General features: G+C 67.2%; 14 protein-coding genes. 11 read left to right on the top strand and 3 right to left on the bottom strand.

The genetic code is table 11. The features are described from left to right. Positions 1-4 precede the first annotated feature (4 nt). From rplP to JDV75_RS09800, 8 genes are all read left to right on the top strand, one after another. Entirely contained in the window at positions 5-421 is a 417-nt protein-coding gene (gene rplP / locus JDV75_RS09765; RefSeq protein WP_198734954.1) for a 50S ribosomal protein L16, read from the top strand. Beyond that, positions 421-651 carry a 50S ribosomal protein L29 gene (rpmC, locus tag JDV75_RS09770; RefSeq protein ID WP_198739025.1) on the top strand — a complete coding sequence of 77 codons (231 nt, stop codon included), beginning with the start codon at positions 421-423 and terminating at the stop codon, positions 649-651. The genes rplP and rpmC overlap by 1 nt, the downstream gene beginning before the upstream one ends. A 2-nt stretch (positions 652-653) precedes the next feature. After that, the gene (gene rpsQ, locus JDV75_RS09775) at positions 654-944 is read left to right on the top strand and encodes a 30S ribosomal protein S17 (RefSeq protein WP_198739026.1); all 291 of its coding nucleotides are present in this window, start codon (positions 654-656) and stop codon (positions 942-944) included. Positions 945-1,156: 212 nt separating this feature from the next. Beyond that, a complete protein-coding gene (locus JDV75_RS09780) occupies positions 1,157-1,588 on the top strand; it encodes a hypothetical protein (protein ID WP_198739027.1) in 432 nt (143 codons plus the stop codon). Positions 1,589-1,851: 263 nt separating this feature from the next. Continuing rightward, the gene (locus JDV75_RS09785) at positions 1,852-3,165 is read left to right on the top strand and encodes a lysine 6-monooxygenase (RefSeq protein ID WP_198739028.1); all 1,314 of its coding nucleotides are present in this window, start codon (positions 1,852-1,854) and stop codon (positions 3,163-3,165) included. 60 nt (positions 3,166-3,225) lie between these two features. Continuing rightward, positions 3,226-4,830: an amino acid adenylation domain-containing protein gene (locus tag JDV75_RS09790; RefSeq protein WP_198739029.1), complete on the top strand. Its 1,605-nt coding sequence runs from the start codon at positions 3,226-3,228 to the stop codon at positions 4,828-4,830. 61 nt (positions 4,831-4,891) lie between these two features. Further along, positions 4,892-5,992, top strand: coding sequence for a thioesterase domain-containing protein (locus JDV75_RS09795; RefSeq protein ID WP_198739030.1), 1,101 nt, complete (start codon positions 4,892-4,894; stop codon positions 5,990-5,992). A 113-nt stretch (positions 5,993-6,105) separates the two neighbouring features. Further along, positions 6,106-7,896: a siderophore-interacting protein gene (locus JDV75_RS09800; RefSeq protein WP_198739031.1), complete on the top strand. Its 1,791-nt coding sequence runs from the start codon at positions 6,106-6,108 to the stop codon at positions 7,894-7,896. On the opposite strand, the gene JDV75_RS09805 is transcribed toward JDV75_RS09800, so the two are convergent. Then, a complete protein-coding gene (locus JDV75_RS09805; protein ID WP_198739032.1) occupies positions 7,883-8,212 on the bottom strand; it encodes a hypothetical protein in 330 nt (109 codons plus the stop codon). The genes JDV75_RS09800 and JDV75_RS09805 overlap by 14 nt on opposite strands. A gap of 3 nt (positions 8,213-8,215) precedes the next feature. Next, entirely contained in the window at positions 8,216-8,941 is a 726-nt protein-coding gene (locus JDV75_RS09810) for an ABC transporter substrate-binding protein (RefSeq protein ID WP_198739033.1), read from the bottom strand. A 407-nt stretch (positions 8,942-9,348) separates the two neighbouring features. Between JDV75_RS09810 and rplN the strand changes: the two genes are divergently transcribed. From rplN to rplE, 3 genes are read left to right on the top strand one after another with little or no spacing between them, the layout of a single operon-like run. After that, positions 9,349-9,717 carry a 50S ribosomal protein L14 gene (gene rplN, locus JDV75_RS09815; RefSeq protein ID WP_198734946.1) on the top strand — a complete coding sequence of 123 codons (369 nt, stop codon included), beginning with the start codon at positions 9,349-9,351 and terminating at the stop codon, positions 9,715-9,717. Beyond that, on the top strand, positions 9,718-10,032 hold the full coding sequence (gene rplX, locus JDV75_RS09820) for a 50S ribosomal protein L24 (protein WP_198739034.1): 315 nt from the start codon (positions 9,718-9,720) through the stop codon (positions 10,030-10,032). Positions 10,033-10,034: 2 nt separating this feature from the next. Beyond that, positions 10,035-10,604 carry a 50S ribosomal protein L5 gene (gene rplE, locus JDV75_RS09825; RefSeq protein ID WP_198739035.1) on the top strand — a complete coding sequence of 190 codons (570 nt, stop codon included), beginning with the start codon at positions 10,035-10,037 and terminating at the stop codon, positions 10,602-10,604. An 88-nt stretch (positions 10,605-10,692) separates the two neighbouring features. Here the strand turns inward: rplE and JDV75_RS09830 are convergent, their stop codons facing one another. Continuing rightward, the gene (locus JDV75_RS09830; protein ID WP_198739036.1) at positions 10,693-14,634 is read right to left on the bottom strand and encodes a non-ribosomal peptide synthetase; all 3,942 of its coding nucleotides are present in this window, start codon (positions 14,632-14,634) and stop codon (positions 10,693-10,695) included. Between the last annotated feature and the right edge of the window lie 28 nt (positions 14,635-14,662).

A 14,662-nucleotide genomic window follows, 5' to 3' on the forward strand; every position in this document is an offset into this window, starting at 1 on the left:
ACACATGCTTATTCCTAAGCGCGTCAAGTACCGCCGGCAGCATCGTCCCACCCGGACCGGTGTATCCAAGGGCGGAAACCGCGTCACCTTCGGTGACTACGGCATCCAGGCCCTTGAGCCGTGCTACATCACCAACCGTCAGATTGAGTCCGCACGTATCGCGATCAACCGCCACGTCAAGCGTGGTGGCAAGGTGTGGATCAACATCTTCCCGGACCGTCCCCTGACCCAGAAGCCGCTCGGCGTGCGTATGGGTTCCGGTAAAGGCCCCGTCGAGAAGTGGGTGGCCAACGTCAAGCCCGGCCGCGTTCTCTTCGAGATGAGCTACGCCAACGAGGAAGTCGCCCTCGAGGCACTCCGCCGTGCAGCCCAGAAGCTGCCCTGCAAGGTCCGCATCATCAAGAAGGAGGACCAGCTCTAATGGCCACCGGTACCCCCGCATTCGAGCTCCGCGAGCTCAACGCCGAGGAGCTTGTCACCCGCCTCAACGAGGCGAAGGAGGAGCTTTTCAACCTCCGCTTCCAGATGGCCACCGGCCAGCTGACCAACAACGGTCGCCTGAAGACGGTCAAGCGTGACATCGCCCGCATCTACACGGTCATCCGTGAGCGTGAACTGGGTCTGTCCGTCGTTCCGGGAGCTGAAGGCTAATCATGAGTGAGGCAAACGTGAACATCCAGGAATCCACCAACGAGAGGGGCGCCCGCAAGGTCCGCACCGGCTACGTTGTCTCGACGAAGATGCAGAAGACCATCGTCGTCGAGCTCGAGGACCGTCGTCAGCACGCGCTGTACGGCAAGACGATCCGCACGAACAGCCGCGTGAAGGCCCATGATGAGGACGGAACCGCCGGCGTCGGCGACCTCGTCCGCATCATCGAGACCCGCCCGCTGAGCAAGGACAAGCACTTCCGTCTCCTCGACATCGTCGAGAAGGCACGCTAGTCCCGTCCGGCTTCATCCGGTGTCCATTCCCCGTGGTCGGGTGACCGCCACGGTGAACGCCCCGGATCAGCCATACTGAAGGCCCCGACCGAACCCGGTCGGGGCCTTCAGCTGTTCAGGCGCCCTTTCGTTCCGCCCGTCCTTCGTTGACGGACCGCAACCGAGGGCCATCTTCCATCCGCAGAAGTAGAAAGGCAGCGGTGTCAGCGTCAATGCCGTCGATCGATATCGGACTGATCCTTGATAGGCTCCACGCACTCGGGCTCGCGACCGGTACGCGTGACGGCGAGCTCGTCGTGGACGTCGGGGAGCTCACCTACTGGTTCAGGGTGGACACGCCGGAGAACCGGGTGGTCGTCACGACCGCCCATCCCCGGATACTCCGTGGTCGCGTCGAGACGCTAGCCGGTGAACTCCTCGCCGGCGCCCTCAACACCATTCCCGGATCCGGCGAGGTTTCACTCCTGCCCGATGTGGGGATCCTGGCCGTCACCTTCGAGCTGTCGGCCGCGGCCCCGGTGGCCGCGGTGGAACTGGATGAGTTCATACTCCAGACCCTGAGCACCGGGGTGGTCATCGCAGAGCGGATCTCCGCCGAGATCGAGCCGCTGATCCGGCGAGTGGAGGGCGTGGCGGGACCCTGACCGGAGTATTCCGCGTCACCGCCACCGCACGCGATCGGTGGGGGACCGTGGAACCGTGGTTGAACCTCCGGGAGTTATATATGGGGTTGTCGGTTAGGTAAGGCTCGTGACAATGTAAGCTGGTTGGAAGCTGAAGCTAAGGCTGTCCTACAGCCTGTGGGGCGTCCAATGATTCCGTGGACCGGCCGGTGATCTGTTGTGCTGTCCCGCAGATCCAGATCCGGTGGCGTAGGGCCACACAATGACAGGAGCGGAAGATAACAGTGAGCACCCTGACCATCGTCGGAGCCGGCCCGAAGGCGGTCGCTGTGGCCGCCAAGGCCCACGTCGCCGAGCGAATCGGACTGGCGGTTCCGGAGATCACGGTGATCGACCCGCACGGTGTCGGTGCTCACTGGCTGGCCGCGGGTGGTTGGACCGACGGTCGCCACCGGTTGGGGACGTCGCCCGAGAAGGACATAGGCTTCCCCTACCGGACCGAGCTCACCGGTGATCCCCGGATCGACGTCGAAATCGACCGTGGAATGGCGGAGTTGTCCTGGACCTCCCACCTCATCGACGCGGGGACGTATGCCTCGTGGATCGATCGGGGTCGTCCGCAGCCGATGCACTGCGAGTGGGCTGCATACCTCCGCTGGGTCAGTGACCGAATCGGGCTGAATCCCGTACCCGGGCGGGTCACCAACGCCGAGATCTCCGGTGATAGCTGGCGCATTCGGGTGGAGGACGCCATCTCCGGGGCTCCGCGGGTCCTCTCCTCCGATGCCCTCATGCTCACCGGACCCGGAACGAGTGAGCGACGGTTCCTCCAGCACAGCAACGTACTGAGCGTCGCGGGTTTCTGGGCCCGCGTAGCCGCGGACGCCCGGTTCACGGGGCGGGTCTGCGTCGTGGGCGGGGGAGAGACCGCGGCGAGCATCATCGAGGAGCTCACGACCCACCGGGTCGCGGAGATCGTCACCGTCGCCCCCACCGCATGCCTGCTGTCCCGGGGAGAGAACTTCCAGGAGAACGCGCTTTACACCGACCCGGAGGTCTGGGCGTCACTCGACGCCGCCACCCGACGAGCCATGCTCTGCCGTACGGACCGGGGTGTGCTCTCGCTGCAGTCCCTGGAAATCATCGGGCGCGACGGGAGATGCAGGCACGTCATGGGGTCGGTCTCCTCCGTGACGGCGGGTTCCGCCGGTCCCGTCGTCCACGTGGAGCATCCGGGACGAACCGTCGCCGCCGACACCGTCATCGACGCCCGCGGTGCCGATCCGTCCTGGTTCATCGGTCTCCTCGGCGACGGCGCGCGGGCCAGGCTCGCCACCGCCGCCGGGTTCGACCCGCAGGGAGGGGCCAGGAGGGCGGGGTTTGTCGCCGGTATCGAGGGAAGCATCAGACGTGACCTCACGGTTGACGGAATGGACCCGACCCTCGTACTTCCGACGCTGGCCGGCTTCAACCAGGGGCCGGGATTCGGGAACCTCAGTTGCCTCGGGCTTCTCGCGGACCGGATTCTCGGGGGCATCGTCGGCGACGCTGACGGACTCGTCTCTGTGGGGGCCCGGGCCGTCAGCGACAGAGCGTGACCGAGCCCCGGTGACGACGAACCGGCCAGACACACCAGACCACAAGACGAGAACGGATTCATGACCTCAACACCCCACACCCAGTCACACCCGGTACCCGCACGGAACCGGGGGCCGGCGGTGCCGGTCGAACCGGTCACGGTCGACGCGATGATCCGGCTCGCGGCGCAGCGCCACCCCGATCTCGACGCAGTGGTCGCTGCGGACGCGACCCTGACCCACGCTGAATTCGACTCCAGGGTCAACGCTTTCACCAGGACGCTCCTCGCCGCGGGCGTCTCCACCGGAGACCGCGTGGCGGTCGTCGCCCGCCGCTCGGCCGCGTTGCCGATCGCCGCGGCGGCCGTGATCCGTGCCGGTGGTGTGTACACCCCCGTCGATCCATCGAACCCGGCGGAGCGCATCGCGTTCATCCTCGACAACTCCGACCCCGTACTGGTGCTCACCGTCGGCGACGTGGAGCTGCCCGCCACGGAGCTGCCGGTGCTCCCGGTTCCCCTGGATCCGGAGGGCGACACCTCCGCGGTCGAACCGGGCGAACTCACCCGGCCCGTCACCCCGGAGGACGGCGTCTACCTGATCTACACGTCCGGTACGACCGGAACCCCGAAGGGTGTCCTGAACGTCCACCGGGGCGCGGCCGCCCACATGCAGTGGTTCGTGCGCACCCTGGGGCCGGTCGGCGACCTCCGCTGGATGCAGAAGGCGCCCGTGGGATTCGACGTCAGTGTCGCGGAGATGATCACGCCCCTGGCCGGCGGTGGTGCCGTCGTGCTGCCCGCGGCGGACTGGTGGCCGGGTGACGTCGACGGGTTCGTTGATGTCATCCGGGACAACCGGGTCACGGTGCTGTCGATGGTGCCGAGCCACATGCGGGTCGTCGCCGAGGTGCTCGAGGATTTCGGGGATTCCCTGGAGGCCCTGAACGGCCTCCGGTTCCTGCTCCTCGGCGGGGAAGCGGTACCTACCGATCTGGCGCAGCGCTGCCTCGACGAGATCGGGTGCCGGATCCTCGGGCTGTACGGCCCGACGGAGGCCGCGATGGACGTCACGTGCGTCGAATACACCGCGGATTCGACTCCCCCCTGTCCGGAGGGAACGTGCTTGCTCGGCCTCCCCGAGGACAACGTCACCGTGCACATTCTCGATGCCGAGGGCAACGAGGTCGGTGACGACGAGACCGGCGAACTCTACCTCGCGGGGGTACAGCTCGCCGCCGGATACGTCGGCGATGAGGAACTCACCGCCCGAACGTTCGTGCCCAGCCCCTTCGAGGGCGATGACGGCGGACGGATGTACCGGACCGGTGACCTCGCGGGCTGGCACAAGGGCCAGATGTACTACGCCGGTCGTGTCGACGACCAGGTGAAGATCCGCGGCAACCGCGTGACCCTCGGCGAGGTCGAAGCCGCGCTCGCAGCCCTGGACGGCGTCCGTGCCGCGGCCGCGGTGGCCGACACCACGGGTGAGCACCCGGAATTACGCGGGTTCATCGTCGCGGACCCGGGCTGCCCGGACCTCGACACGCTGACGGCGAAACTGCGGGACCGTGTCCCGGCCTACGCGGTGCCGTCGACCATCACCAGGATCGATCAACTCCCCGTCACCGCAAACGGAAAACTCGACCGCCGTGCGCTGGTCCGGCTCTACCACGACCGGTCCTGAAGATCCCAGCCCCCGTTCCCCAGCTCTCACCCTCACGCACCTCCCCAAGGAGCCCATCACCATGACCAGGAATCCCATTGCTGTGCCGGATCACGCCGAGGCGACGGAACTCATCGCCCGGCACATGAGCGCCCTCACCGGAACTGAAATCGGATCCGGCGACGACTTCTTCGCCTGCGGGGGGCATTCCCTTTCCGCGATGAAGCTCCTGGGGCGCCTGCGTCGGGCAGGTCTTGACGTCGGGGTCGACACGATCCTGACGCACCGGACCCCGGAGGCCATCGCCTCGGCGGCGACGGGCATCCGGGACGCGGAATCCCCCGCCCGCGCCCAGCTCCCCGGGGAGGGCGTTCTGGTCGACTTCTCCGGCGGCGACGGTGCCCCGATCTTCTGTTTCCACGCGGTCGTCGGGCTGGCCTGGAGCTACGCCCCTCTCGCCGGACTGCTCGATGACGGGCACCGCGTGATCGGGGTGCAGCTCCCGGACGCCGAGACGACCCTGTCGATCGGCCTCGACCACGACGCGCTGTGCCGCTACTATCTCGATCTCCTCCGGCAGGTGCAGCCGGAAGGCCCGTACCGGTTGCTCGGCTACTCGTCCGGCGGCGCACTGGCGCACACCATCGCGGGGATGCTCCAGCAGGACGGCGAGACGGTCGACTTCCTCGGTGTCATCGACGCGTACCCCTCCGGAATCGCGCCGGACACCCCGAACGGTCTCGCCGCGGCACTGGACACGTTCATCCGGCACCACAAGCCGGACGAGGAGATCCCGGAGCTCCCCGGTGACGGGGGCTTCGGCGACATCATGGCCGTACTCGAACACTTCGACGACGCGCTGATCGGCGAGATGATCCGCGCCGCCAACGCCCCGAACTTCTCGCAGGAGGAGATCGACGCGATGAAGGACGCCTCCGGTCGGTGCTTCATGATCCACATGACCGCGACCCGCTCGCCGTACACCGGTCCGGTTCTCGTGCTGCGTGCCGGTGACACGACGGACATGGCCGGTCTGAACTGGGAACCTCTCAAGGCGTGGGAGGATCTGGACGGCGTCGAGCCCGTCAGCTCACACACGGTCGACAGTGCCCATCTGGCGATGAGTTCCGTCCAGGCGTGGGAGTCCATGGCACCAGTGATCGAGCGCCATCTCGTCGCATGAGGCTGTCCTCACGGACAGGACAGGGAGTCCACGAACGCAGGCCACACCCGGTCCGGTAGTCTGAGGGTTCCCTAACTTCTTCTTCCCCGATCTCCGGAAGGACGGCACCGCCTATGGCACGGAGCAGCCGAACCCACGACATTCACCCGATCAGTATCCGGGAGCTCGAGGTGATCCGGTCCGGGGACGTCACCCCGGGGATGCGACGCGTGGTCCTCGGCGGCCCGGGGCTCCGGGCACACACCCGTGACGGTCACGGGATGCCCGAGTTCATCAGCGACGGTTTCGACGATGATGTCCGCATCATCTTCCCGGATCCGGTGACCGGATCCCGGCCGTACCCCCCGCCGGGCGGAGACGGCCGGCTGAAGTGGAACGATGAGGTCAACCGACTCTTCCGTACCTACACCGTGCGGAAGTATGACGCAGAAGCCGGCGAGGTCACCATCGACTTCGCCCGGCACGGCAAGGGGCTGGCGGAGGGCTGGGCGGTTTCCGCGGCACCCGGAGCCAAGGTGTGGGTCGCGGGTCCGAAACGGTGCGGTGCGTTACCCATCCACGCTGATCATCTCGTCCTCGTGGGGGACATGACCGCGCTTCCGGCCATCGGGAGATGCCTCGAAGAACTACCCACCGGTACTCCGGTGACCGCCCTCGTGGAGGTGCCCGAACGACACGATGTCCAGCAGCTCGCCACCTCCGCGTCCGTGGACCTGCGGTGGGTCATCCGCGCTGAGGGGGGAAACCTGGCCGAGGCGTTCGAGGCGCTCGAGTGGCCCGCCGGTCGCGTTTACGTGTGGTGCGCCGGGGAGGCGGGTCAGCTGCGGGGGATGCGTCAGGTCATCAGGGACCATGACGTAGACCCGGCCGACAGGGAGATCACCGGCTACTGGCGCGAACAGACGGACGGTGACGGCGGTGGAGCGGCGCCCCTGCACGCGCTGGCTGAACTTGCGGACGTCTCGGGTGGTCTGGCACTGCGGGCCGCGGTGCGGATGGGCCTGTTCACCGCGGTGGACGAAGGAAAGGACACTCCGGCGGCAGTGGCCGTGGCAACCGGCACGGCCGAATCCGCCGTGCTGCGGTTCGCCCGGTATCTCGAGGCCCGGGGGCTCCTGTGTCTCGAGACGGGGGACCGGGGTGGGGTATCCGAGGTGACCCGGATCGGGCTTACGGCGATGGGCCGCGAACTCGTCGACCCCGAGTCCCGCGCCGTGCAGATGCTCGCCGGTCCCGGACTGGTGGAGCTGCTCGCGTTTCTGCACCTCGACGAAGCGGTGCGTACCGGGGGAGCCGTCGAACTGGGCACCGCGCACTGGGCGGGGGAGATTGACCCTGCCGCACTGGCGGTCCGGGTGGACCGTCAGCGGCAGGCATCAGAGGCCGCAACGACCGCAGCCGCGATGGTCGAAGCTCTGGATGCGGTGACCGACGGGTCGCGCCGCCCGGTGGTGGGATTCGCCGGTGCCGCCGCGGATGTCTACGCGCAGGAGTGCAGCAACCGTCGCCCCGATGTGTCGGTGGTGTGTCTGGTCCCCGACGGCGCAACGGACGTACCCCTCACTGAGGTGGTGACCTGCCGCAGCTATTCGACGGGGGAATCCGTCGATGACGTGGATACGCTGGTGGTGGTAGATCCCTTCGCCCTGGCGGCCCCGGCCGGACTCGCCGATCTGCTCGCAGCCACCGGCGTGCCGAACCTGGTGCTGGTGACGCGGCAGGTCGAGGAGAGTGGCGGGGATGCGGACGACTACGCGGACGACCTGGTGCGGTTGTGTGTGACGGGCACATCGGTGCCGACACGCCGGGAGATCCGGGACACCCTCGAACGCGCGGGCTACACGATGGACGGGGCCGTGGCCGTGGGCTGGGGTTTCTGGGCGGTCGCGGCTACCCGACGGTAGCCAGGACGGAATCCGACAGGGCGGTCATCCCCATGGCGCGCAGCTGGTACTCCTGGAACGGAGGATTGTTGAGCATGAGGGCGTCGCTCTCATCGAGGACGATGAACTGCTCCGCCTGCTCGGTGACATCCGGTGCGCACGCCTCCGGGCAGTCTCCGGCCCAGAAGATGACATCCGAGCGCAGATCCCTGACGTCGCTCCCCGGGGGGTAGACGGCGATGTCCGCGCTTCCCTCGTCGGTGGCTATCGCGGGGTTGAGTATCATCCCGAGCTCGGTGAGGTAACTGTTGGTCGGATCGTCTGCGGCGGTGTGCACGACCTAACGGTCGCCCTCGTGTGAGGGGCGGATGTAGGTGAACGTCTTCCCGTGCAGTTCAGGAAACGCGTCGGCGGCTTTCTTCACCGCCAGTCGGTACGTGGTCTTCGCGTTCCACAGTGCTTCCCTCGCGGCGGGGTCGTCGTAGAGGTTGAGGTAGAAGTCGATGGCTTTCCCGGTGTCCACCTGTCCCGGGGCATCGGTTTCGACGACGGTGGGGGCGATGTCGCTCAACCTTTCGTACAGGGCCGGATCCGTGATGCTGTTCGCCAGGATCAGATCGGGTTTGAATATGGTCCTGGCCTGCTCCCAGGGGAGCTCCTCCCCGTAGGAGAAATCGTCATCCGGAAGCGGGAGCGGGAGGAAGGAGGTCTCGGCGGCGGAATCGCCGGTTGTTGTCGCGAGATGGCCCAGATACTGCCAGGCAAGGCCCGTGGACATGACGACCCGTGGATTCCGGGGAATGACCGTAGTACCCATGGCGTGCGTGACGGTCATCGTCTCTCCGGTCGCGTAGTCACTGAAATCCTGAGTGCCGGAGTTCTCCTCGACGAACTCGATGTCTCCGGCATCGATGTCCGGGAGCGCCCCGCTCTCCTTCAGCTCGCCGAGCTCTTTCCCGAGCTCCCGGAGCTCGTCGTGTGGCTGCGTCTCGGATGTGGTGCAGGCTGCGGCGGCGATTCCGATGCCGATGACGAGGGCGGCGATTTTTCCGGGGGCACGGGACACGGTCTCCTCCTGGGGCGGGTGAGGGGGCCGGGATCGGCTGCAATGTATCAGGCATGCTAGTCATCTGCTTTTCCTCGCGCTCCGAAATTCTGGGTGGGTGCGGTCGGGCGGGTTGCTGTGCTGCGCTGCATGTGATTGAATGATTCGGTCGCTGACGTGGGTCGGTCCGCCGTGCGTTTCCGAGCGCGGACCGAGACCCTTCGACACCGCGGGTATCGCCGTCGCCACAGGTTCCAGAGGTTCCAGAGGTTTCACCGTGGCCGATCGGCCGGTGCCCGCTCATGTACGGTGTTCGTCGCCTTCACCGGGTTCTTCCCGGAGCGTCAGTGGCCGTGCAAGTACATCAGACCGCGTGCGTCCGGGTCGGAAATCCGGCGCACATTGAAATCCAGGTCAGGAGACCCATAGTGATTCAGCAGGAATCGCGTCTGCGGGTCGCCGACAACACTGGTGCACGGGAAATCCTGTGCATCCGCGTTCTCGGTGGCTCCACCCGACGCTTCGGCGGTATCGGTGACGTCATCGTCGCCACCGTCAAGGAAGCCACTCCCGGCGGCAACGTGAAGGCCGGCGAAATCGTCAAGGCCGTCATCGTCCGTACGAAGAAGGAGACCCGTCGTCCGGACGGCTCCTACATTCGTTTCGACGAGAACGCAGCCGTCATCATCAAGAACGACAGCGATCCGCGCGGTACCCGTATCTTCGGTCCCGTCGCACGTGAGCTTCGTGAGAAGAAGTTCATGAAGATCGTCTCGCTGGCACCGGAGGTAATCTAAATGAAGATCCACAAGGGCGATAACGTCCTCGTCATCTCCGGTCCGGACAAGGGCGCCCGCGGTAAGGTCATCGAGGCCTACCCGAAGCGCTCCAAGGTCCTGGTCGAGGGAGTCAACCGCATCAAGAAGCACGTCGCGAACTCCGCGCCCGAGCGTGGCGCCGAGTCCGGTGGCATCGTCACCCAGGAAGCGCCGATCCATGTCTCCAACGTCATGGTCATCGATTCCGACGGAAACCCGACCCGCGTCGGTTACCGGATCGATGAGAACGGCAAGCGCGTGCGCATCTCCCGACGCAACGGGAAGGACATCTGAACATGAGCGAGAACTACACCCCTCGTCTGAAGAACCGCTACCGCGAGGAAATCCGCACCGCGCTGTCTGAAGAGTTCGACTACGACAACGTCATGCAGGTTCCCGGCGTCGTCAAGGTCGTCGTGAACATGGGAGTCGGCGACGCCGCCCGCGACGCCAAGCTCATCAACGGCGCGCTCGAGGACCTCACCCTGATCACCGGCCAGAAGCCGGAGATCCGTCGGTCCAAGAAGTCCATCGCGAACTTCAAGCTGCGCGAGGGCATGCCCATCGGCGCCCGCGTCACCCTCCGCGGTGACCGCATGTGGGAGTTCCTGGACCGACTGCTGACCGTCGCCCTGCCCCGTATCCGCGACTTCCGCGGACTCTCGGACCAGCAGTTCGACGGCCACGGCAACTACACGTTCGGCCTCACGGAGCAGACCATGTTCTACGAGATCGACGTGGACAAGGTTGACCGTCCCCGTGGTATGGACATCACCGTCGTCACCACGGCAACGAACAACGACGAAGGCCGTGCCCTGCTCCGCGAGCTGGGCTTCCCCTTCAAGAAGCCGGGCCAGGAGCGCTAGACGGCGTTTCCCGACCGGTACACGACTGAACGCCGCCGACCCTCTCACCGGGGTCGGCGGCGTTCAGTCGTTGATGCCCACCACCGGTTCAGGAATGGTCGACGAGGAGTTCCGCGACCTCCGTAAGGGCCTCCGGCGACACCATCCCGGGGTGGGTGACATCGATGCTGTGCACCCGGAGTGCCGTGCAGAACGGATCCCATGCGGTTTCGTCCATGTACTCCGGATTCCGCTCCGCACGGAAGATGTGCACGGTGCCGGCCCACCGTACGGTCCGGTGCTCGCGCATGATCCGTGCGTTGTGGCCGATCATCTCGGTCACCGTCGCGAGCATGTCGTCCGGGAGCGCACCGAAGGCACCCGGTGCGTCGCGGAGCGCCGCCACCACGTCCGCCGTGCGCAGTGGTGCGGGATGATCTTCCGGATCCTGACCCGCCATGATGAGCACACCCCGCAGGCGTTCCTGGTCGTCTGGGGCGGGACGACCCCGCCACAGCTCCGCCGGATAGGCGTCGAGCAGGACGAGTTTCCGCACGCGGACCGGGCTGTCGGCGAGCTCCACCGCACAGGCCTGGGCCAGTACCCCGCCGACCGACCACCCGAGGAGATCCACCTCGGTCACACCGTGTCGGGCGCATTCCCCGAGAAGATCGTTCGCCGCCCGCCGCGCTCCGGAGGTGATGGATTCGACCGTGGAGGAACAACCGTCCGTCAGACCCGGCGACTGAACCGCGAACACACCCCTGCGCGGATCGTCCAGGAGGGGAATCAGCCGGGCATAGGACCAGCCGATTCCACCTGCCGGGTGGAAACAGAACACGGGGATTCCCGCCCGGTGCGGTCGCAGTGCCAGCAGGGGAGCGAAACCGGCATCGCCGGATGATCCGGCACCGCGGTCGCGGAGGGTCGCGGTGAGCTGACGCACCGACGGGGCGCCGAAGATGTCCGGCACCCCGACATCGAAGCCGGTCCGGTCCCGGACGGTCCAGGCGAGCGTCACGGCGTTCAGGGAGGTGCCGCCGAGATCGAAGAAGTTCCGGTCCACGCCTGGCCGCACACCCAGGACCTCGGTGAACGCATCAGAGACCATCGCCTCGAGCGGGTCCCCGGGAACCGCGGCCCCACCGCCGTCGCACGCTTCGACCACGGGAGCGGGCAGCGCGCCGGTGTCCAGTTTCCCGTTCGCGGTGACCGGAAGTTCCGGCAGGGGGACGAAGGCCCTGGGGACCATGTAATCCGGGAGCAGTCTCCGGCAGTGCCGGACGAGTTGATCCGGGTCCGGATCCGCGGCTCCGTGAGCGGGGACGACCCACGCGACGAGGGTGCCGTCTCCGCCGGATCCGGTGGCCGGATGGATTCGCACGACGCACCGGTCGACCCGCGGGTGGGATTCGAGAACCTCCTCGATCTCACCGGGTTCCAGGCGCTGGCCCCGGAGCTTGATCTGGGTGTCGGTCCGCCCCAGATAGATGAGCTCGCCGTCCGGTGTCCACCGTGCGATGTCCCCGGAGTCGTACATCCGACCTGCACCCGTGAATGGATCAGTGGTGAACCGCTCCGCGGTCAGGTCCGGGCGCCCCACGTAACCGGTGGCGACCTGGACACCCGCGAGGAAGAGCCGACCCGGTGCCCCGACCGGCAGGAGTCGGCCCACCGGGTCGAGGACATAGGTCCGGGTGTTCCACACGGGGGCACCGATCGGGATGACCTTCTCTTTCCCGGTGACGGTGTGTGCGGTGACGTCGATGGACGCCTCCGTCGGACCGTAGAGGTTGTGGACCTCGACGTCGAGACGCCCACGGCAGGCTGCGGCCGTCCGCACGGACAGCGCCTCGCCGGATGTGATCACCGCGCGCAGTTCCGGGACGTCCACCGCGCCGGGAGTCCATGCGAGGAACGCATCCAGGGCGGAAGGGACGAAGTGACAGACCGTCACCCCGGCCGCGCGGAGCACCTCCAGCAGAGCCTCGGGATCACGGTGCGCGCCAGGGGCAGGGACCGCGAGCCGGGGACCGTGTGTGAAGGGGAGCAGGAGCTCCCACCCGGAGACATCGAAGGAGACGGGCGTCTTCTGGATCAGCGTGTCGGTCGGGTCGAGACGGTAGTACGACGCCATCCACTCGAGTCTGTTGAGGATTCCCTCCTGCGGCACGGACACGCCCTTCGGTGTGCCGGTCGACCCGGAGGTGAACAGGACGTGGGCGGTGTCCGTGGGCCGGGCGCGAACCGGGTCCGGTGGCCCGGTCGGTGAGTCCGGACCGGTCACCGGACGGATCGTATCCTCCCCGAGAGTGACCGTCACCCGCAGGTCCGGGTGCGGACTCGTCATCCCCGGCGCCGTTACCAGTAGCCCGGGCGCGGCGGTCTCCACCATCTGTCGCCGGCGTTCAGCGGGGAGCCCGGGATCCAGCGGCACCCATGCGGCACCGGTGACGACCGTGGCGACCACCGCGATGCACAGGGCGGGGCTACGGTTCAGCTGCAGTGCCACCAGGGCTCCCGGACGGGCCCCGTTGCGCCGGAGTTCCACGGCGAGTCGATCGACCTGCCCCCAGAACTCCCTCCGACGGAGCCATTCGCCGTTCCACCAGAGTGCGTCTGCGTCACCGGCCGGGGACCTGAGGTCGTACTCCCTGCGGGACAGGACACGTTCCTGCAGGGTGGTGGCGGTTCCGGGTGGGTGACCGGTGTCGTTGAACCGTTCCAGGATCGTGCGTCGTTCGGATCCGTCGATCAGGTCGAGTTGCCCGAAGCTCTCCACCTTGGCGTCGGTTTGCCCGGCGAGCCTGTTGATCAGTGCCGCGAGTCGTCGGGTGTGCGCGTCCAGTTCCGCCTGCCGGACGCCGTCCCCGTGGGTGAGTCCGTGGAGTGTCATCGAGCCGTCGTCCTCGGACTGGTAGATGAATTCGATGTCGGAGACGGGTCCCACGGAGATGGTGGTGAGGACAGCGGGGACATCGCCGAACCGGAATCGTGGGGTGAACGGCCGGAGGTTCACCGTCGGCCCCGTGATCCGGTGGGTCGGGTCACTGATCCGCCACAGGCGGCGCAGGTGCTCGCCCCGTACCGCGCCGTGGGTGCGCAGCCCGGCGAGTGCCCGTGCCACATCCGGGATCACCTTCGGGAGCGGGTCCCCGAGGGCGGAGGTGTCCAGTGTGAGCGGGAGAAGATTGACGGCCGGGGCGAAGTCCACGGTCTCCGCCCCCAGGGGGCGGTTCATCAGAGGTACCCCGAGGGTGACCCGGTCCGAACCCGTCATCGCGGCCGTGTAGTGGGCGGTCAGGGCCGTGAGGAGATCCAGTTCCGTGGCCCTGTTTTCGCGGGCGAGCGTACGCAACACCTGTCGGGCCCCGGTTTCGATCACCGACTGTGCCCGAAGCGGAACGCCCCGGGCGGGGTCCTCCCCGGTGATGAGTGCCGCCGGGGGTTTGTCCGGCCTACGGTCGGGATCCATCCAGTAGGCGACGTCTGCTTCCGCTGCCTCGGGGGACGTCGGAGTGTGCCCCGGGGAGAAGGGGCAGCGGGGAGCGTCACCGCCGGTGGTGCGTGCGGTGTAGGTGGCCGCTATCCACCGGATGAGCGCGGCGATGGCGTAGCCGTCGGCGAGTATGTGGTGGAATCTGGCGAACCAGCACACCGTTCCGTCGGGGCGGCGCATGATGTGGTGTCCGGTCAGTTCGGCCCCGGAGATCGACTCCCCATCGGTCATCGCGGCGACCGACACGGCCTCCGTGATCCAGTCCGTGGTGTCATCGGCGAGTTCACCCGTGCGAATGATGATCGACGCCGGGGTCCATTCGGGATCCGGCTCCGCGCGCAGCTTTCCGTCCGTGGCACGGAGGAACCGCCACCGGACGGGGGCGAGGGATCCCAGACACTCGCGGATGGAGTCGGAGAGCAGCCCGATCTCCACGTCGCCGTGGAACTCGATGAGCTCGGCGCACTGGAACACCGTGCTCCCGGGCGTCGCCGCCTGTGCGAACCAGAGTGCGGCCTGCCCGGGTGTCATGTCGTGGCCGGTGGTTTCCATGGGTTCTCCTCGCCGATCCGGTGGTGTT

It is taken from the genome of Corynebacterium meridianum (assembly GCF_016342265.1).
GTDB classification, from domain to species: Bacteria; Actinomycetota; Actinomycetes; order Mycobacteriales; family Mycobacteriaceae; genus Corynebacterium; species Corynebacterium meridianum.

Coding starts and splice junctions, on each gene's coding strand:
- rplP (WP_198734954.1), top strand. CDS start 5: ATGCTTATTCCTAAGCGCGTCAAGTACCGCCGGCAGCATCGTCCCACC.
- rpmC (WP_198739025.1), top strand. CDS start 421: ATGGCCACCGGTACCCCCGCATTCGAGCTCCGCGAGCTCAACGCCGAG.
- rpsQ (WP_198739026.1), top strand. CDS start 654: ATGAGTGAGGCAAACGTGAACATCCAGGAATCCACCAACGAGAGGGGC.
- JDV75_RS09780 (WP_198739027.1), top strand. CDS start 1,157: ATGCCGTCGATCGATATCGGACTGATCCTTGATAGGCTCCACGCACTC.
- JDV75_RS09790 (WP_198739029.1), top strand. CDS start 3,226: ATGACCTCAACACCCCACACCCAGTCACACCCGGTACCCGCACGGAAC.
- JDV75_RS09795 (WP_198739030.1), top strand. CDS start 4,892: ATGACCAGGAATCCCATTGCTGTGCCGGATCACGCCGAGGCGACGGAA.
- JDV75_RS09800 (WP_198739031.1), top strand. CDS start 6,106: ATGGCACGGAGCAGCCGAACCCACGACATTCACCCGATCAGTATCCGG.
- rplX (WP_198739034.1), top strand. CDS start 9,718: ATGAAGATCCACAAGGGCGATAACGTCCTCGTCATCTCCGGTCCGGAC.
- rplE (WP_198739035.1), top strand. CDS start 10,035: ATGAGCGAGAACTACACCCCTCGTCTGAAGAACCGCTACCGCGAGGAA.
- JDV75_RS09830 (WP_198739036.1), bottom strand. CDS start 14,634: ATGGAAACCACCGGCCACGACATGACACCCGGGCAGGCCGCACTCTGG.